Here is a 16855-nt window from a genome sequence, read left to right as displayed (position 1 = left end):
GGGCGGCATTGTTGCGCGTGGGTCAATCTCCTCTGTCAAACTAGCCAGAGACAATGGCATAATTTTGGCGCGATTGTTCGTTATTTTAGGTAATAATGGTCTAAAATTGGGCCGATTGGCAGGGCCAAACCCTGCCTGCACCCATTATAACGTTGCCCAGGCGTCGCGAATTTGTGCGCCCAGGGCCATCGGGTCAAACGGTTTTGTAATCACCGCCAAAGCCCCCATTTTCAGCAGATCCTGCGACAGGGAATCTTCGGCCTTTGCTGTCATGAAAATTGTCGGAACACTGGCATAGTCAGGCATCGCCTTGATCTGTTCCCACAGGTCAGGGCCGGTCATTCCGGGCATCATCACATCCAGAAGCAGCAGTTGCGGCGCGGCCTCCGCAATCTCATTTAACGCTGCGGGGCCGTTATTGCATTGATGCACCGTGAAACTGTCGACCATTTCAAGGGCCATCCGGGCAATCTCGAGAATGTCATCATCATCGTCGACGTGTAAAATTTTATTTAAATCAGACACTTTCGGGTCATCTCCAATTTGTACCGGGTGCGTTTTGGTCTTTATCTGCTGACCTTAGGCAACTGCAGATTGTGCCGGCCCTTCAGCCTCTGCCGCGTCTGCGCGCTCCTTGGCAAGTTCAAAATAGAACACCGTGCCCACTCCCAGTTCAGTTTCGAAGGCAATGGTTCCGCCGTGACGCTGGATGATCTTTTTGCTGATCGTCAGGCCCAGGCCCGTACCCGGGCGTGAGTGCTCTTCGGTGTTTTCAACCTGAAAGAAGCTGTCAAACAGGGTTTTATGGGCCGCTTCGGGAATGCCCGGGCCCTGGTCGGCCACGCAGACACGCCACGCCTCGGCGCGGTCTTCGATATCAAGCCGCACATCCGCGCCCGCGGGCGAGAATTTGGCCGCATTTGACATCAGATTTGACATCACCTGCATCAGGCGTGGCATGTCGGCCGCGACCAGGGCGGGGGTTTCCATCTGGCCGACAACAAATTGCACACCACATTCCTCGCCATAGCCCGCATTGGATTCAGCGGCTTCGTGCAACAGATCGCGCAAATCCAACGTCTCGCGCTCGAAATCCATTTCGCCGGAGTCGATTTTCTCCAGTGCCAGAATGTCATTCACAATCGCCAAAAGACGGTCACTGTTGCGATGTGCAACCGAAATCATACGCAGAATGTCAGGGCGAAGTTCTCCCAATGCGCCGGATTCAATCAGGCGCAACGCCCCTTTGATCGAGGTGAGAGGCGTGCGCAACTCATGGCTGACCATGGACACGGAGTTCAGTTTCAGTTGGTCGGCCTGTTTGCGCTCGGCGATATCGCGGACAACCGAGATAAGGGTGGGTTTGCCTTCGGGACCGGTGTCGAAATGGGTGAGAATCTCCACCGGGCCCGCGTCATGCATCACTTCTATCTTCACCTCTTTGGCTTCACCATTCAGAAGCGGTGCAAGATAGCGTTGGAAAAGGCTGTTATCGAACTTGTCAAAGGTTTCAGCCATCGTCCGGCCTTCAACATCTTCTGATGACCAGCCAAGGCGGGTCCGACCGTTCCTGTTCACATAGATGATTTTAAATGTATGCGGGTCATAAACGATCACACCATCGGGCAACCCTTCGATCACCGCATTGCGCCCTTCAACGGCAGCTTCGGCGCGGGCCCGGGTCTGATCGGTACGGATCGCAATGCTGCCGATATAGACACCTGCGGTATCAAAGCGGGGAATGATCGTGGTTTGAACAGTGATGATCCGGCCATCCTTGGCGATCAGGCGCTGCTCTCCGTTCCAGGTCTTGGCCTGTGAGACAACCTCCCAGACATCGTCAAAGCTGTTATGATCATCCGCATCGTCAGAGTAGAGGATCGAGGGCTGTTGTCCCAGAATTTCATCGGGTTCATAGCCAAAGGCGTTGATGAAATTCTCATTCACTTCTTTGAACCGGCCGTCGGCATGGGACATGCTGACAATAGTATGCTCGTTCAGCGCATTTTCCCTCAGATCAATGGCTTCTTCGAAAGCCCCGTAGAGGTTCGGGTCTGAAGTTTCCGTCATCTCAACGGATTTTGCGTAGGCGATACTGACTGTGGTGATCAGGGCAACCAGTGCCGATGTGAGCAGAAAAAGCAGAATGAAGCGTTCAGGTCCGGCTTCTGTAAGGGCTGGCAGCCAGGTATGAAAAAGCATGGTCAGGCCAAGAGAGATGGCCGTGTTGCTCAACACCAGAGCAAAAAGCGATATCTTTCGTATCCGTTTCATACGTCTGCCTCAGTACTAGCGTTACTCGTGCGACATGTCTTGCGTCTATCATTTATATACAGACGAAAGCTCGCGCGAAAATCAGGCCGAAATAAGACACAATCGTAAAGCGAGAAGGCGATTGTCAGGCAATTTGTGTCACCCTGCAACAGCGCCCTGGGCTGGCACAGGTGCATTGAACTCTACCCGGAAGATACTCCCCTGACCCTCGGTACTCGTTACACTGATCGCTCCGCCGTGCAGCTCAGCCAAATGCTTTGCGATCGGCAGGCCAAGTCCGATGCCACCATGCTTGCGACTGCTTGAGGCGTCAACCTGTCCAAAACGCTCAAAAATCATCTCCAGATGCTCAGGCGGAATGCCACAGCCGGTGTCTTCAACCTCGATCCAGGTGCGTCCCAGCTCCGAATTCGTGCGCACCGTCACCTTGCCTTCATCGGTGAACTTCACTGCATTGCCGATCAGGTTCAGAAGCACCTGGCGCAAGCGCTGCGGGTCGGCAAGTATCTCTGCCGCCTGATTGTCGACCTCTATTTCCACTCCTTTCTTGTCAGCTTCCAGTTGGAATTGTTCCACCACCTCCAGGATGATCGGTTCCAGCTCCAGACAATCCGGGTCAAGATTAAGCGTCCCTTCCTCGATCGCGGACAGATCCAGAATGCTTGAGATCAGCGCCATCAGCTGCTGGCCCGAAACCTCGATCTGTTTCGAGAATTTCTCCAGATCGGCCTTGAACCTCTCGATATCCTCAAGGGCGCCTTTGGTATCGTTGGTTTTCAAACTGTTCAGTGTTTTCTTGAAACTCGGCAGCGAGTCAGGATGTCTCAGAAAGGCGTTGTACCCCAGGACAACGGTCAATGGTGTCCGCAACTCGTGGCTTACAGTGTTCAGAAACTCGCTTTTGGCGGCATTTGCAGCCTCCGATTTGGCGAGGGCTTCTTTCAGCTCGGTGATATCCACCCTGAAGCCCGCCACACTGCCCGAGGCCGTGCGCCGTTCCACCATGCGCAGCCAGCGACCATCGGACAATTGCGTTTCTATCATCTGCCCGGGGGATTGCTGTGCCAGAACCCGTTCCCTGATCCAGTCCTCTTCACGCCCCATGGCTTCCAGATACTGCCCGGTTTCCACACCCCGCCGCAGGATATCTTCAAACCTGGCCCCAGGCTCCATAAGGTCTGCGGTAGTGGGGTAAAGTTTTTTGTACTTCTGATTGCACATGACCAGACGGCTTGAGGAATCATAGAGCGCAAACCCGTCATCAATCGCCTCAATCGCCTCGTGAAGCTGCGTTTCGGCGGCATCCTTCCGGTCAACAATCCATTGAAAGACTCTCATCAGCAGCATGACCGCTGCGAGCAGGCCCAATACAGTGGCCCAAAGACTTGTCCGGTTCGGCGGGGTAATCACCCATCCATCTGCCGGCACCATCGACAGGGTCCAGGAAATGCCAGGGGACACTACCGAGGTCGACACCGGATCCATGAACAGAACATTGCTTGACCCCGACAGGATTTGACCCTGTGCATTCTGTACAACATGTGCCACCTCGGCATCATCTGCACCAAGGCCCGCGGTTCTGAACAACCCATCCGCATCTATGACAAGTGACACCACACCCCAGAACCGGTTCTCGAAACCGCCGGTATAATATTCCATGACGGCAGAGCGGGTTATAAAACCACGACCGCCCTGAACCAGATCAAATGGACCATCAATGGTTGTTTCACCGGTCTGAATGGCCCTGTGCACGGCAGTCATCAGGTCGGGCCGCTGACGAATATCAAGCCCAACCGCTGCTGCATTCGGTGCGTAGGGGTAGACGTATTCGATAACAAGATCGGGGGCAGCCGCCACGTTGATCACGTCATCGGCATTTCTGACCAACTGGCTGGCCACGCGCACAAAATCAGGGGAAGACATATCGGGTTGCGCTGCAAACGCAGCCATAACCCCTTCGGTAATAAGGATTTTCTCGTTGATCTCGCGCTCAAGCGCCGACTGAAACTCGTTATTCGCCTCGATCAGAGCCAGCCTTTGATTGACCCGGAAATGTTCAGAGTTTTCCCGGTCGAGAATCGCACCGAACCCGATCGCGATCACCAGGACTGCGAGATATCGCGTATAAGGGACGATTGCCTTAAAAAGCGTCATTGCGATCCTAACATACACATAGTGAGAAGCGTGTCGCTGGCCTGTTGTAAGCTGGGCTGCCCCAATCTTATTTACGTTAAAGAGTATTAGGAAGTGTTAACAAAACGTTAACAGACTGGATTATCTCTTGCAATCAGCATGTTCACGACACAGTCAGACATTTTGATGATGGATATACGCCTCCAGTTAATGAAGATTGAAAATGGAGAGCTCACTGTAGATAATCAAAAATGATTTAAATCAAACGTGACCTGCTCCCCTGAAATGTCCTCGGTTTGAGGTTAGCCTGTTCTCCACCTGAGGAGACAGACGATGAAGAGAAGCCGTTTCAGCGAAGAACAGATCATTGGTATCTTGAAGGAACATCAAGCCGGGCTTGGCGCAAAGGAATTGTGCCGCAAGCATGGGATCAGCGATGCGACCTTCTACAAGTGGCGCTCCAAGTACGGCGGCATGGAAGTGTCTGACGCCCGGCGATTGAAGACGCTGGAAACTGAGAACGCCAAGCTGAAGAAGATGTTGGCCGAGCAGATGATGGACGTGGCGACACTGAAAGAGATGCCCGGAAAAAACTTCTGAAGCCCAATTCGAGGAGGAATGCTGTGGATTGGGCGATGAAGACCAAGGGCTATAATCAACGACGCGCCTGCGCGTTGGCCGGGATCGATCCGCGTGTGTATCGACGGACGTCGAAGCGGCCGCTGGACACTGCGCTACGAGCGAGAATGAAAGAACTGGCGTCTGAACGGCGGCGCTTCGGCTATCGGCGGCTGCATATCTTACTGAGGCGCGAAGGCTGGGACCTGAACTGGAAGAAGCTGTACCGGCTCTACCGTGAAGAAGGGTTAACCGTCCGTAAACGAGGTGGTCGCAAGCGTGCCGTGGGAACCAGAACGCCCATGGTGATCCCGCAAGGGCCGAACCAGAGATGGTCGCTCGACTTCATGTCGGATGCTCTCGAAGACGGGCGCAGGTTCCGGGTACTGAACGTCATCGACGACTTCAGCCGGGAATGCCTGCCACTTAATTGCGGCATGGCGAAACGACTACAATCACAACCGCCCACATTCGAGCCTCGACGGGCTCACCCCGTGGGAGTATCACCAACGGTCAAGCGAGGACCAAAACCTGAACAGAGCTAACTGAAAAACGCGGACTCACAGGGGAGCAGGTCAGCTTCGTCCCGCTGTCCGACGCTGGTCAACTCGGCTGACAGATTGGTAATCCGGTAAGCCACCAGATGGACCACGTCTCCCTCTCGCTGAATGCGATCACGCACGGCCATCATGCGGGCCGACAGGGCTGTGCGCCGGTTCGCCTTGAAGACCTTCGGCCAGACGACGAGGTTCGCGGTCCCGATCTCATCTTCCAATGTGATGAACATAACGCCTTAGCACTACCAGGACGCTGACGGACGAGGACGATGCCAGCAGCCTCGTGCCAATGACCGTTCGGGGCTGCCATGGCCGCCGCACAAGTTGTGATCCGGCGCCGCTGCAGGTCCTCCCGCAGGAAGGAGAGTGGATGCGCGCGAAGCGACAGGCCCACACGGCCATAATCCTCGATCACCTCGCGGCCCGCTGCCATAGGACGGAGCAGGATTGTGGGCTCGATTATCTCCGGGACGAACCGCTCCTCACGCTCCGTCGCGGTTGCGAAGAGAGGCAGCGGCTCGTCGCGCATCGGCTGACTGGCTACTGGGAGATCGAGGCTATGACGCAGACTGGTTCCGCGAAGCCCTTAATGACAGGGGAATTAGGCCCTGCATCCCAGGTCGAAAATCACGCGACAAGCCTGTTCGATACGACAAGCGGCGCTACAAACGCAGAAACCGCATCGAGATAATGTTCGGACGCCTAAAGCGTTTCGACTTTATGTTGAAACGCCTTTCGCTGTCTTTCGCCTTTGGCTCAAACGCTAAAGCCGTTGCACTGCTTCAATGTAAAGTCGAAACGCTATAAAGGACTGGCGCCGCGTCGCAACACGATATGACAGATGCCCAAAGGTATTCCTCTCGGCTATCACTCTCGCTGCTACAGTCCTATTCTGGCTGTAAATTAGAGCGTTTTTCGGCTGACCGGATTCGGGATTCCCAAATGGTTTGAACCGTGATTCCTTGTTTTCAAACAACAAGGGCGGTCTTTATGGGGAAACCTCATCCGATGGAGCTTCGGCAACGTGTTGTTGCGCATGTCGAGGCAGGTAACACGCATCACTCAGCGGCGACGCGGTTCGACGTTTCCGTCAAATTCGTCAATGACATGGTCAAGCTGAAGCGCGGGACGGGATCGCTTGCGCCGACACGCCAGGGTCATCGCGGTATCGGCAAGCTGACGCCTCACAAAGATTGGGTGCGCGCGCAGGTGGACGCCAAAGGCGAGATCACGCTTGACGAAATGGCGGCGCGTTTACAGGCAGAGCGCGGCGTGTCTGTCGCTCCTACAGCATGCTGCCTTAAACCTGAGACATCGCACATCACAAATGTCCCGGGAACGCGAAGCGTGGCAGGGTATTTGTGAGTCAAGTTTAAGGCAGGGTGCTTTAGCTCGGTCTGGCGACTTTTTCAGCGGCTCGGGCTGACGCATAAAAAAAGACCTGCAAGCTCTTGAGCAGAAGCGTGCCAAGGTTGCCCGGCAAAGGCATATCTGGATCACACACAGCCAGCCGTTCATGGCACATATGCTGGAACGTATTGGCTTCATTGACGAAACCTGGCTGAAAACCAACATGGCCAAGACGACCGGCTGGGCACCGCGCGGTCAGCGGCTGGTCGATCACGCGCCTTTCGGGCACTGGCGCACGCAAACCTTTGTCGCGGCGTTGCGACATAACAGGCTGGACGCGCCATGGGTCATCGACGGTGCCATGAACCGCGTGACATTCGATACCTACGTCGAAACCCAACTCGCACCGACCCTGAGCAAGGGGGACGTGATCATCCTGGACAACCTTTCCAGCCACAAAAGTGCGCGGGCCGCCGAAATGTTGCGCGATGTCGGTGCGTGGTTCTTGTTCTTGCCGCCATACTCGCCCGATCTCAACCCCATAGAGATGGCTTTCTCAAAGCTCAAAACGCTGATCCGAAAAGCCGCAGCAAGAACATATGACGCGTTATGGAACGCGGTCGGTCAAGTGTGCGATCTCTTCACGGACGAAGAAGGCTTCAACTTCTTCAAAGCCGCAGGATATGGAACCAATTAAACGCAAAACGCTCTAAGGTGGATATGATCGACCAATCGGCCCTTATGAATTTCCATGACTTGCTCTCCTGCAGCGATTGTCGTTAGTATAGCTAATGACTGACATGAACCCCAGTAAATTTTTCGCCGCGCAAGCGTTGCATCAGGTTTTGCCAATGCTGGACCGTACGATGCGACAGATCGAACAACGTGCGGGGGCCACAGGCCAACAGCTTTCCGCAATCGCTGCCATCTCGGAGTTTGGAAAGGACCGTCTCCATCTGCTTGCCAGCCATGAAGGCGTCAGTCGCCCGACCATGAGCCGTCTGGTCAACACACTCGAAGCGCGTGGCTGGGTCGAAAAACACAGTGATAAAGGGGATCGTCGGACACCTAGACTATCCGTGACCGAAACGGGTCAGACCATCCTTGTAGAAAGCTGCGAAGAACGGACACAAATTCTGATGACCTTGATGAACGGGCTGAGCGACGAAGAGTGCGCAATGCTCAACAATTGCCTCAGAAAGTTGAGCGCAGCCCATCGCTCAAGAAGTCGCTGAAACCAGAGAATTTACCGATAGGAGACATTGGCCCATTGGCAGCAAAGTCCGCAACTCAGACGTCAAAGTAACTTTAGCTGGCGCATCAAGCCCTGACTTTTGATGCATGAACACCAATAAAAAATGCGCCTATTATCAGCGACGAAAATCCTGGTATTGCGGAAAGCCAAAACCCTACCTCGTAGGCCTCAGCGCCTGAAAGGTCACCCAAACCTACATATTCTGTCCATTTGGCATGTTCATCATATGACTGTCGGATCAGAAAACTGCCCGATACCATCATGATGAAGAGAAAAGTGCGATACAAGATTACAGAAGTTTTGGACGTCATGTTGCCCCCTTTGTGTGGCACCTCATCGTAACCCAAAGCTCTTTTGGTCCAAAGGTCTGCTTTGAGCTCATCTTGACTGATGCTGCGCACAGCATGAGCGTCCGGTTTTCAAGAAGTGACAAGGGGCCTATGTCCGTTGTGTGGGGCGAACCCATCATTGTCGATTTGCCAACTCTGCGGCGGCAAACTCCGCCACCCCTTCATCTGTCCCGTCTGTGAAACAGGCAATCGTCATCGGGTCGGCTAGGTCAGGGTAGTGATAGACAGCGTTTACGCTGAAAGGTCCTCCGCCAGAATGTCCGACACCTCGTCCTGCGCCGCTAATCCCACCGGACATCAGACCCAAGGCATACCCGCACTCCGTCCATGGACGACCGGGAATGGCACCGCCAAGCGAGCGTCGGTTCAGCATCTCCGCCAGCGTGTCTGATCTGAGCAAATCATTTGAGAAGAGAGCATGTAGCAAGTGTGATGCGTCCGAAGCCGATCCAATGAGACAGCCGTGGTATACCCACCCCGGATCATAGCCAGTCGCAGCATCCCAATGCAGTGCAGCAGATTGTTCAAGATTTTCCCAAAACGTCACATTTTCCAAACCCAACGGCTTGCAAATCATATCGGAAATGGCGTCTCCAAGCGACTTTCCAGTTTTCTGTTCGATCAAACCCCGTGTAAGCAGATAACCGATATTGGAGTATGACCATCCCTCACCCGGCGCGAACAGCATGCCCTGCGCCAGCGTCGCATCAAGCAACTGTTCGCGCGACCACGGTTCATCTGCTCGCGCAACTGCCGCATGGTACTCTGGTAGTGACCCATAGTCAGGGAGGCCAGAGGTATGGCCGAGTAACTGGCGAAGCGTGAATGGGTGGTCTTCGAGTAACGCATCCAAAGCCAAAACCTGCGCTTCGACCAACTTGAGTGCACAGATCGCAATCGCGGTTTTTGAAAAGCTCCAGTATGGGAAAAGCGCGCCGTCATTGCCGTTCCCGCCTTCACGACCTGACGTAGAAAGCCAGTGTGAACATATTTCTTGATCGCTCATACAAGCAGGGTCTGTGATCCTCGTGACCTTGTCAATTTGGATGCGAACCCGATCCCGAAAGCAGCCATTGGTGCAGCCGCAGCGAAGATCGGCTGCGTCCGCACACCGGACCCTCACCGCATTGGGCCTGAACTCAACAGATGCGGACAAATCAGCCATTGGTCCCTTTAAATCAGACGTCTGCTTAGGATGAAAACACCTCTGGAGGCCACGTGAGTTTTTCAGACCGCTGAAAGGCCGGGCGTTCCTTCAATCTTTCAACGTAGTCATTCAAGATCTGGCTTTCAGGAAGTAGGTTATTGAATCGAGCCATTGCAATGATCGACCCGATAGCGACATCTGCAGCTGTGAACCAGTCACCCAGCAACCAAGTTTGACCGTCAAGCGCATGTTCAAGAATTTCGACCGCGCCTTGTGCAGTGTCCCAGGTCGTATGTTGGAGTGGTGCATCAAGATCCGAAGCGCGAACCGCAATTGCTGGATCAACAACAGTAGTCGCGTAGACCAACCATTTGAGATAGGGGCCACGATCTTGGCAGTCGATTTTGGGTGCTAGAGAGCCATACCCAAATCGATCAGCGAGAAGAGCGCAGATCGCTGGGCGTTCGCTAACGATCATTCCATCAACGGAGACCACTGGCACCCGACCTGAGGGATTGATCTTAAGGAATTCGGGTTCCAGGTGCTTGCGCGCTCGGAGATCAACATCGACGACGGTGTAGGGAATGCCCAGCTCTTCCAGCACCCAATACCCGGCCAGTGAACGTGACGCCTTAGATGCATAAAGAGTAATTTTGGCCATTGGGATCGCCCTTTGATTTGGATCACATGTCGATCATAGAACATCTAATCTCTACGGGCGACTTGGTAGCTGACATCCGCTGCCATGCTCCAATTTGGGACGTATCATCCGATGCTTTCTATCCTGTATTTTTCGCCGTTCGTAGCTGCTCTGCGTGACTTTGCGAACTGCAGCAAAGTCCGAAGATTGTCTACACGCAGCAACTGAATGAAGGTAGTTATCGCGGCCAAAAGGCAACTCACAGGTTGCATAAAATAGGGATTCATGTCAATATGCAACCAAGGAGTTGCGCATGAAAAACCATATTGAGAGAGTAGTAAATCTGAACGCATCCGTTGAACGGGTTTGGATTGCCTTAACAGATCACAACGAATTCGGGTCCTGGTTCCGCTTGTCGTTGCATAGCCCATTTAAAGTCGGCGAAGTGACGCATGGCGAAGTCACATACCCTGGGCACGAAGGCTTACCATTCTGGGCGCGTGTGGAAGCAATGGCTGAACCGCATCGCTTCAGCTTTGTTTGGCCAGTGGACGAAACGGTCCAACCGGATGATCAACGCCTCGACCAAAAGTCGACATTGGTCGAGTTCATTCTTGAACCATCAGGCAACGGTTCGAAACTTACCATACGAGAGAGCGGCTTTGAAAAATTACCTAAAAACAAGTCGGTGCAAGCATTTCGCGACAACGAGGGCGGCTGGGATGCACAGACCAAGAACATTAGGGATTTCTTGGAATGATAGTTGATGACGACCTCCAACAACCGGGGCTTGCGACTACATTCGCTTCACTTGGTGACCCTCGCCGTCTTGCCTTGATCGCTCGACTACAACAGGAGGACTCGCTGTCGGTTTCGTCTCTATGCGAAGGCATGAATGTGTCTCGTCAAGCTGTCAGTAAGCACCTCAAAACCCTGACAGAAGCTCAACTCGTTTCTGCGGTAAAATCCGGGAGGGAAACGCGATACAGCCTGGAGTTGCCACGCGTGAACGAGGCGAACGAATTTCTTGTGCAGATAGGTACGAAATGGGACCGCGCTCTGGAGCGGCTGAAGACACACGTCGAATGAAATTTCAAAGGGACCGAGTTCGCCGAATTTCCCAAATGCCGACATTCGCTGCGTTGCGGAGTTCTGGAAAGGTGGGCTCGATCCGGACCTTCTCCGCACCGCACGCAGGATCAACTAGGCAGCGTACTTACAAAGAGCTTCACGTTTCCAGCCTGTTATGATTCATTTCCCGCAAGACAATATGCGGAGCAGTGGAATGGCGCGGTCAGATTTGAGCGATTTGGAGTGGGAGTTCATCAAAGCAGTGCTCCCAAATAACAGCCGAGGGGTTAAGCGTGTCGATGATCGGCGTGTGATCAATGGCATCTTCTATGTCTTGCGCACAGGCATCCCGTGGCGCGATTTGCCCGATCAATACGGCCCCTACACAACGATCTACAACCGTTTCAACCGATGGACTTATGCGGGCATTTGGGATCGGGTAATGGAGGCGGTCGCCGATGCGCACAATATCGACACCGTGATGGTGGATGGCACATCGGTTCGGGTTCACCATTCTGCAGCGACGCTCAAAAAAACGACCCGCGTCGTTGCATGGGCCGGTCGCGGGGTGGGTTAACCACGAAAATACATGCACTTACCAATCAGGACGGGTTGCCGATCCGCTATGAACTGACGCCGGGCCAAGCCCACGATGCACCCCCATGCGAACAGCTTTTGGACGGGCTGCAACCTGGCCAATACGTTCTGGCTGACAAGGCATATGACGCGGATTGGATCCGCAAGATGATCTGGGAACAGGGCGCCATCGACGTCATCCCGTCCAAATCCAACCGCAAACTGCCCGCCGAGTTCGACGTCGATATCTATCGCGAGCGCAACAAGATCGAGCGGTTCTTTGGCCGCCTCAAAGCTTCCTTCCGCCGTATAGCCACCCGATACGAAAAGACATCTGCCAACTTCTTGGCGATGATCAAACTCGCATCCGTCAGGCTATGGTGCCAGTTTTATGAGTCCGCTGCCTAAATGACGCGCAGCTTCACGCAGCGCGACGTTCGCCATTGAAGAAGCGGGCCAAACGTTCGAACGATGCAGTCCAACCAGCTTTAATTACGCCTCGAAGCTCTGCGGGCACCATGGATTGCGTCAGCGTGACTTCCGTTTGGCCATCTCTATCTTTGAACGAGACATTCACTTGCATGATCTCGCCCTCGCTCATACCTGGCATCTCGTAGGCCAAGCGTACTGGCGGTTCATACGCGGTCAGCTTGCCCTTGATAGGATGTACGCCCACTCCGGTGATCGTCATCGCATGTTCGTATTTTCCACCAACTTCAGTTTCGATCTCTGAAGTTACATGGGTTGTGTTCTCGCAGCCCCACCATTCTCGCGTTTTGCCGGCGTCCACCCAAGCGGAAAAGACTTCGTCTAGTGGGTGGTCATATTGCCGCGAAATCGTCAGGATTCCTTTTTCAAATGAAGTATCAACGCTCATCTTGCTTGCTCCCATTTTGTTGTAGGATTTGATCAACCGCATCAAAATGCTGCTGCCAAAATTTCGAATAGTGGGTGATCCATGAGACTGCTTCTTGAGCAGTATCTGCTCGGGCCCGCACACGGGTTTCCCGACCAACCCTCCAGCGTTGAACCAGCCCGGCGGCCTCCAATACCTTTAGGTGTTTGGTGATAGCGGGCTGCGACATGTCATAGGGCTTCGCCAGTTGGACGACGTTAGCCTCGCCTTCCGCAAGCTGGGCAAGTATGCCTCGTCGCGTCTCATCAGACAACGCTCCGAACACCCTGTTGAGTCGATGCGAATCAATAACCATATGGTTATGTTACTGTACTGAAGAGCACTTGGCAATGCGGAGAATCTTATGCCGCTGCGTGGATCAAATTCGAAATCGGACACAAGACGTTTGGGGTTGTCATAATTCTTGAATCATAGCCGACATTCGACGCATGGCAGAAAATCTGCAAGGGCTCTTTTTCCTCTTTCGCCGCGCCTAACCTGAAGGACCGGTTTCCATGCTTCGGTGAAACATGATCCTGTGATCCCGGCTGTGTGCCGGTCTCGCTTTGAGCGATAGACAGGGCAGGGGATCGACGGGCTGACGCCCGCTCACCCCGGCCCTGACGTTTTCCAAATTCTATTGATCCGCCTGCCACCCCGGCAGGTCCGAGAAAACCGGCAAGCGCCGCCGTTGGCGTCGGTTCCGGTCGAGAATGCCGGTTCCTCCCACACGCGATGCGCGCGGTTCCCTCCCAAATTCACGCCCTCCATCCGGTTGTCACGGCTCTGCCAGGCCGCAGGACGGGCTTTGCCCTTACCTGCTCTGCCCTTCGGAATGCATGGGCATTCCAAACAACAGAAGCAGGAAGGCCCGCCCATTGGCGGAAAGGGGGAAGAGACCCGGCCCGCGTCACGCAAGGAGGGTCACAAATGACCGCAGAGAAGTTTGACGTTTACACCCATGTTACCAATCAGATTGTTGCACAGATCGAGGCGGGAACACCGCCCTGGCGCAAGCCGTGGACCGGTGGCGGGGTATCGGTCAGCTTGCCGGAACGGTTCAACGGCGAAGCCTATCGGGGCATCAACATCCTGATGCTTTGGGCCACGGCGATGGCCAGGGACTACAACTCAGCCCGTTGGATGACGTTCAATCAGGCAAAGCAGCTTGGGGGCCATGTTCGCAAGGGTGAGAAATCCGCCACCGTTGTGAAGTACGGCAAGCCCATGAGCCGCATCAGACGCCCGATCCGCTTTTCATTGACCAAATGACCGTCGTTGCGCAGATGCCAGGTCATTTGGCGAACACCAAAGAACGGCGTTTCCAGGAACTGCTCGTCGATCTGGCGCATCAACATCAGGTTCATCGCCGTCTCGCCTTTGGGCTGGTAGTAAAACGACGACCGCGAGATCGACAGCAGATTGCACTGCTTGCCAATCGACAAATTGGGATTGTCCTTCTCGACCATGCCGCGCCTCACTTCAGGCCCCAGGGCTTGAGCTTTCGTGACAAAAAATCGTTGGCCACCGCCCGCTCCCCAATCTTTGCGTGCAGCTCTTTGACCTGTTCTTCGTCGATCTCTGGGGCTTTCTTTCCACCCCGCTCAAACACGCCTGACGCGCCTTCCAACAGCGCCCGCTTCCAACTGTGGATCATCGTGGGATGGACGCCAAACTGGCTCGACAGCTCAGCAACAGTGCGTTCCCCCTTCAAAGCTTCAAGCGCAACTTTCGCCTTGAACTCAGCGCTGTGGTTCTTCCGTTTCGACATCTCTGATCTCCTCTTCGTCGGAGATCAGCAGACAGCAAATCATAGCTTACGTCAGTGTCCAAATTTCGGGGGGTAGCTCACTCAAAGCTCAAGACGTTGATCCGAAGAGCCGCAGCCAGAACATACGATACGCTGTGGAATGCGGTTGGCCACGTCTGCGATCTCTTCACCGACGAAGCAGGCTTCAATTTCTTCAAAGCAGCAGGCTACAGAACCGATTAAACGCAAAACGCTCTAATGGGTCTGGAACCTACAGCATGCTGCCTTAAACCTGAGACATCGCGCATCACAAATGTCCCGAGAACGCGAAGCGTGGCAGGGCATTTGTGATTCAAGTTTCAGGCAGGGTGCTTTAGGGTCAGGCCCCCTTAAATCCATGCCCCCAGCGCCAGCATCGCGGGCGTCACGTGCCGTCTTGGTTTCACGGTCAAAGCCGTGTCTTGAGATCCCGCGCCTTGGCCCGAGAACATCTTGAAGCCGTAAATCAGGCACAGGGCCTGCAGGTGCTGTTGGCGGGTCTGGCGACACGCGGTCATATGTTCTATAGCTTCGGCCTGAAATCCTGAATCACCCCGCACCATGCTCCCGCCCGGCGGCACCGCCGGGCAGCGTCTGAGCCGCCCCCACGGGGCGGGCGCTTCGCTTCCTGCCCCTCGGTTCGGGCGATGCCCTCCACGAAATGCATGTGCGTTACAGATTACATGGACGATGCTATAGCCGCGCGTCAATCAGGTTCCACGTTACAGATTTTCTACAGGTGTGCCGCCTAGACGTTGAGCCGGGCGCTTCGTTCTACCTATGCGTATCAGGCGCCGTTTCCCGGTTGGCGAAAGACAGAACTGTCCCGTAAGTGATCAGGGCGTAGCCGAGCAATTCCAATCCTTCCTGCACAACGGTTTTTACAGACGGGTCATATCCGGCACCCATAACCGCTTGCCACAGCGAACCCGTCCCGAAGAGGCGGCTGAATACCAGCAGCAGCAGAAGGCCAATGAAAATGAATGTGGTGTGACGCTCCTGAAAATGACGGGCAAGCGGCCCTGCAAGGCTATCCCTGTAGCGACACACACTTATGATGCCAAAGCATGCGATCATCCCCACCGGAACAATCCAGAATCCGTGGCGGATGTGATCCAGTAACGCGTCATTCTCCCGGACAAACATGCAGGCGAACAAGGTTGCGACTGCGATAAAATATCCCCGTGATCTGATGTGCCGCCATGCCCGCCATGCGAATATCATAGCAGAGACCAATATGAATACGCTTTGCAGAATCTCCGTCACAGAAACTTCGGACAGGTTGTTTTCAAGAATTACAACGTCGATGTTGATCGCAAGGACGACTGCTATCAACAGGACCAAAAGCACCAAAAATTCTATCAGGATGGGGAATACCAGGCGATGTGTACCCGTTCCTGAATGGGTCGTTTTGTAACGGTTCGTTCCCGCTAATATGCTCATTTATACTGCTCCGGCCCTTGTGTTTATCTGAAATCTGTTCGGGCACCCGAACGGGAGTTGCTTATATCGTGAATGAGAATCGTATTCGTCTCTGCCTGAAGGCAAAGACCTTACAAAGGATCTCGTGTTTATGTTCAGACACTATAGCACGGACAGGCTCTGTTGAGCTTCATCACGAATTGATGAGGCTGCGCATGGGCAGATCATTGCTGAGAATCTGGTATCGGTCTTGTCGCCGCGCATGGCGATGCGGCGGAAGGAGGTAAGTAAGCTGAGAGGAACCACGTTCCAATAGTCTATATAATGGTTATTCCCTGCCCAAAAGTAAAGTCAGGCCCATAGGCCTAACTGCCCCCCGTTACCGGCCTCATGCTCGTAAATATGCTCTGAAACCGCAAAAACGGCTCAATATGGCAGGTCGCTCGGAGCCATGTTCAAATAATCAGGCGGCGGTGTGGTGATCAGCTGTCGCGCCGGGATGGTATCATGCCCATCACCCAGCGCTTTCATCACCCGGTGCATCCCGTCCATCACCCGGCCCTCGGCACACAGGAGGATCGGGTAGGTGATATCAACCCCGGCCACCTGTGTCGCATGGGCCATGATTGCGCGGCAGGTGGCGGGCCTGTCCGCTTCGCTGAACCAATAGGGTTCATCAATCTCACCGATCCCGGACAGGGGCACCGGGGTCACCGGTAACTCCCCGGCCCGTTCAAGCAGTTTGCGCACATCCCAGATATGGATGTCTTCGCCGACC

At 54.3% G+C, this 16855-nt stretch carries 20 protein-coding genes and 3 pseudogenes; 10 read left to right on the top strand and 13 right to left on the bottom strand.

What is annotated here, in order from left to right:
• Nucleotides 1-144 precede the first annotated feature (144 nt).
• From E2K80_RS14555 to E2K80_RS14545, 3 genes are all read right to left on the bottom strand, one after another.
• Nucleotides 145-525, bottom strand: a complete 381-nt coding sequence (locus E2K80_RS14555; protein ID WP_135375645.1) for a response regulator — start codon at nt 523-525, stop codon at nt 145-147.
• A gap of 54 nt (nt 526-579) precedes the next feature.
• Nucleotides 580-2274 carry a PAS domain-containing sensor histidine kinase gene (locus E2K80_RS14550; RefSeq protein WP_135375644.1) on the bottom strand — a complete coding sequence of 565 codons (1695 nt, stop codon included), beginning with the start codon at nt 2272-2274 and terminating at the stop codon, nt 580-582.
• A 138-nt stretch (nt 2275-2412) separates the two neighbouring features.
• Entirely contained in the window at nt 2413-4428 is a 2016-nt protein-coding gene (locus tag E2K80_RS14545) for an ATP-binding protein (RefSeq protein WP_135375643.1), read from the bottom strand.
• A gap of 312 nt (nt 4429-4740) precedes the next feature.
• Between E2K80_RS14545 and E2K80_RS14540 the strand changes: the two are divergent.
• Both E2K80_RS14540 and E2K80_RS19975 read left to right on the top strand, forming a co-directional pair.
• A pseudogene (locus tag E2K80_RS14540) lies at nt 4741-5453 on the top strand (IS3 family transposase); the annotation flags it as partial.
• 1 nt (nt 5454) lies between these two features.
• A complete protein-coding gene (locus E2K80_RS19975; RefSeq protein ID WP_443216559.1) occupies nt 5455-5574 on the top strand; it encodes an integrase core domain-containing protein in 120 nt (39 codons plus the stop codon).
• Here E2K80_RS19975 and E2K80_RS19335 read toward each other — a convergent pair.
• Nucleotides 5567-5812 (bottom strand): hypothetical protein, encoded by a 246-nt coding sequence (locus E2K80_RS19335; RefSeq protein WP_210405396.1) that lies wholly within the window; start codon nt 5810-5812, stop codon nt 5567-5569. The genes E2K80_RS19975 and E2K80_RS19335 overlap by 8 nt on opposite strands.
• 301 nt (nt 5813-6113) lie before the next feature.
• Between E2K80_RS19335 and E2K80_RS14530 the strand changes: the two are divergent.
• From E2K80_RS14530 to E2K80_RS14515, 4 genes and pseudogenes are all read left to right on the top strand, one after another.
• A pseudogene (locus E2K80_RS14530) lies at nt 6114-6484 on the top strand (transposase); the annotation flags it as partial.
• An 88-nt stretch (nt 6485-6572) separates the two neighbouring features.
• Complete coding sequence (locus tag E2K80_RS14525) at nt 6573-6947, top strand: transposase (RefSeq protein ID WP_135371899.1); 375 nt, start codon at nt 6573-6575, stop codon at nt 6945-6947.
• Between the two features lie 64 nt (nt 6948-7011).
• Nucleotides 7012-7629, top strand: a complete 618-nt coding sequence (locus E2K80_RS14520) for an IS630 family transposase (protein WP_135371897.1) — start codon at nt 7012-7014, stop codon at nt 7627-7629.
• A gap of 94 nt (nt 7630-7723) precedes the next feature.
• Complete coding sequence (locus E2K80_RS14515; RefSeq protein ID WP_135375642.1) at nt 7724-8167, top strand: MarR family winged helix-turn-helix transcriptional regulator; 444 nt, start codon at nt 7724-7726, stop codon at nt 8165-8167.
• Nucleotides 8168-8252: 85 nt separating this feature from the next.
• Here E2K80_RS14515 and E2K80_RS14510 read toward each other — a convergent pair whose 3' ends face one another.
• The 3 genes from E2K80_RS14510 to E2K80_RS14500 all read right to left on the bottom strand — a co-directional run bounded on the left by E2K80_RS14510 (nt 8253) and on the right by E2K80_RS14500 (nt 10345).
• On the bottom strand, nt 8253-8588 hold the full coding sequence (locus E2K80_RS14510; RefSeq protein ID WP_135375641.1) for a hypothetical protein: 336 nt from the start codon (nt 8586-8588) through the stop codon (nt 8253-8255).
• A gap of 64 nt (nt 8589-8652) precedes the next feature.
• Entirely contained in the window at nt 8653-9543 is an 891-nt protein-coding gene (locus E2K80_RS14505) for a serine hydrolase domain-containing protein (protein ID WP_135375640.1), read from the bottom strand.
• Between the two features lie 184 nt (nt 9544-9727).
• A complete protein-coding gene (locus E2K80_RS14500) occupies nt 9728-10345 on the bottom strand; it encodes a glutathione S-transferase family protein (RefSeq protein WP_135375639.1) in 618 nt (205 codons plus the stop codon).
• Nucleotides 10346-10637: 292 nt separating this feature from the next.
• Here E2K80_RS14500 and E2K80_RS14495 point away from each other — a divergent pair, with 292 nt between their 5' ends.
• The 3 genes and pseudogenes from E2K80_RS14495 (at nt 10638) to E2K80_RS14485 (ending at nt 12379) form a co-directional block, all read left to right on the top strand.
• A complete protein-coding gene (locus E2K80_RS14495; RefSeq protein WP_135375638.1) occupies nt 10638-11084 on the top strand; it encodes an SRPBCC family protein in 447 nt (148 codons plus the stop codon).
• Nucleotides 11081-11413, top strand: coding sequence for an ArsR/SmtB family transcription factor (locus E2K80_RS14490; protein WP_135373851.1), 333 nt, complete (start codon nt 11081-11083; stop codon nt 11411-11413). The genes E2K80_RS14495 and E2K80_RS14490 overlap by 4 nt, the downstream gene beginning before the upstream one ends.
• A 157-nt stretch (nt 11414-11570) precedes the next feature.
• Nucleotides 11571-12379 (top strand): annotated as a pseudogene (locus tag E2K80_RS14485) (IS5 family transposase).
• 13 nt (nt 12380-12392) lie between these two features.
• On the opposite strand, the gene E2K80_RS14480 reads toward E2K80_RS14485, so the two are convergent.
• Complete coding sequence (locus E2K80_RS14480) at nt 12393-12848, bottom strand: SRPBCC family protein (RefSeq protein ID WP_168193203.1); 456 nt, start codon at nt 12846-12848, stop codon at nt 12393-12395.
• Nucleotides 12838-13182, bottom strand: a complete 345-nt coding sequence (locus tag E2K80_RS14475; protein ID WP_135375636.1) for an ArsR/SmtB family transcription factor — start codon at nt 13180-13182, stop codon at nt 12838-12840. Before E2K80_RS14475 ends, E2K80_RS14480 begins: the two co-directional genes overlap by 11 nt.
• Before the next feature lie 419 nt (nt 13183-13601).
• Between E2K80_RS14475 and E2K80_RS19970 the strand changes: the two genes are divergently transcribed.
• Nucleotides 13602-14138 carry an ArdC family protein gene (locus tag E2K80_RS19970; RefSeq protein ID WP_338014550.1) on the top strand — a complete coding sequence of 179 codons (537 nt, stop codon included), beginning with the start codon at nt 13602-13604 and terminating at the stop codon, nt 14136-14138.
• Here the strand turns inward: E2K80_RS19970 and E2K80_RS14465 are convergent.
• The 4 genes from E2K80_RS14465 to E2K80_RS14450 all read right to left on the bottom strand — a co-directional run bounded on the left by E2K80_RS14465 (nt 14021) and on the right by E2K80_RS14450 (nt 16827).
• Nucleotides 14021-14335 (bottom strand): IS3 family transposase, encoded by a 315-nt coding sequence (locus E2K80_RS14465; protein ID WP_135375635.1) that lies wholly within the window; start codon nt 14333-14335, stop codon nt 14021-14023. The genes E2K80_RS19970 and E2K80_RS14465 overlap by 118 nt on opposite strands.
• Nucleotides 14336-14343: 8 nt before the next feature.
• Complete coding sequence (locus tag E2K80_RS14460; RefSeq protein ID WP_135372336.1) at nt 14344-14637, bottom strand: transposase; 294 nt, start codon at nt 14635-14637, stop codon at nt 14344-14346.
• 792 nt (nt 14638-15429) lie between these two features.
• Nucleotides 15430-16098, bottom strand: a complete 669-nt coding sequence (locus E2K80_RS14455; protein ID WP_135375634.1) for a hypothetical protein — start codon at nt 16096-16098, stop codon at nt 15430-15432.
• Nucleotides 16099-16503: 405 nt separating this feature from the next.
• Nucleotides 16504-16827, bottom strand: a complete 324-nt coding sequence (locus tag E2K80_RS14450) for a hypothetical protein (RefSeq protein WP_210405395.1) — start codon at nt 16825-16827, stop codon at nt 16504-16506.
• Nucleotides 16828-16855: the final 28 nt, after the last annotated feature.

It is taken from the genome of Rhodophyticola sp. CCM32 (assembly GCF_004751985.1).
Taxonomy (GTDB): Bacteria; Pseudomonadota; Alphaproteobacteria; order Rhodobacterales; family Rhodobacteraceae; genus Rhodophyticola.
The sequence above is the reverse complement of the archived record's forward strand: the minus strand, read 5'-3'. Positions and strand labels throughout refer to the sequence as shown.

Bases quoted from the DNA above. Each gene is read 5' to 3' on its own strand.
- E2K80_RS14495 (WP_135375638.1), top strand. From the start codon at position 10,638: ATGAAAAACCATATTGAGAGAGTAGTAAATCTGAACGCATCCGTTGAA.
- E2K80_RS14515 (WP_135375642.1), top strand. From the start codon at position 7,724: ATGACTGACATGAACCCCAGTAAATTTTTCGCCGCGCAAGCGTTGCAT.
- E2K80_RS14465 (WP_135375635.1), bottom strand. From the start codon at position 14,335: ATGGTCGAGAAGGACAATCCCAATTTGTCGATTGGCAAGCAGTGCAAT.
- E2K80_RS14455 (WP_135375634.1), bottom strand. From the start codon at position 16,098: ATGAGCATATTAGCGGGAACGAACCGTTACAAAACGACCCATTCAGGA.
- E2K80_RS19335 (WP_210405396.1), bottom strand. From the start codon at position 5,812: ATGTTCATCACATTGGAAGATGAGATCGGGACCGCGAACCTCGTCGTC.
- E2K80_RS14475 (WP_135375636.1), bottom strand. From the start codon at position 13,182: ATGGTTATTGATTCGCATCGACTCAACAGGGTGTTCGGAGCGTTGTCT.
- E2K80_RS14480 (WP_168193203.1), bottom strand. From the start codon at position 12,848: ATGAGCGTTGATACTTCATTTGAAAAAGGAATCCTGACGATTTCGCGG.
- E2K80_RS14460 (WP_135372336.1), bottom strand. From the start codon at position 14,637: ATGTCGAAACGGAAGAACCACAGCGCTGAGTTCAAGGCGAAAGTTGCG.
- E2K80_RS14505 (WP_135375640.1), bottom strand. From the start codon at position 9,543: ATGAGCGATCAAGAAATATGTTCACACTGGCTTTCTACGTCAGGTCGT.
- E2K80_RS19970 (WP_338014550.1), top strand. From the start codon at position 13,602: ATGCGCGCGGTTCCCTCCCAAATTCACGCCCTCCATCCGGTTGTCACG.
- E2K80_RS14500 (WP_135375639.1), bottom strand. From the start codon at position 10,345: ATGGCCAAAATTACTCTTTATGCATCTAAGGCGTCACGTTCACTGGCC.
- E2K80_RS14490 (WP_135373851.1), top strand. From the start codon at position 11,081: ATGATAGTTGATGACGACCTCCAACAACCGGGGCTTGCGACTACATTC.
- E2K80_RS14550 (WP_135375644.1), bottom strand. From the start codon at position 2,274: ATGAAACGGATACGAAAGATATCGCTTTTTGCTCTGGTGTTGAGCAAC.
- E2K80_RS14525 (WP_135371899.1), top strand. From the start codon at position 6,573: ATGGGGAAACCTCATCCGATGGAGCTTCGGCAACGTGTTGTTGCGCAT.
- E2K80_RS14545 (WP_135375643.1), bottom strand. From the start codon at position 4,428: ATGACGCTTTTTAAGGCAATCGTCCCTTATACGCGATATCTCGCAGTC.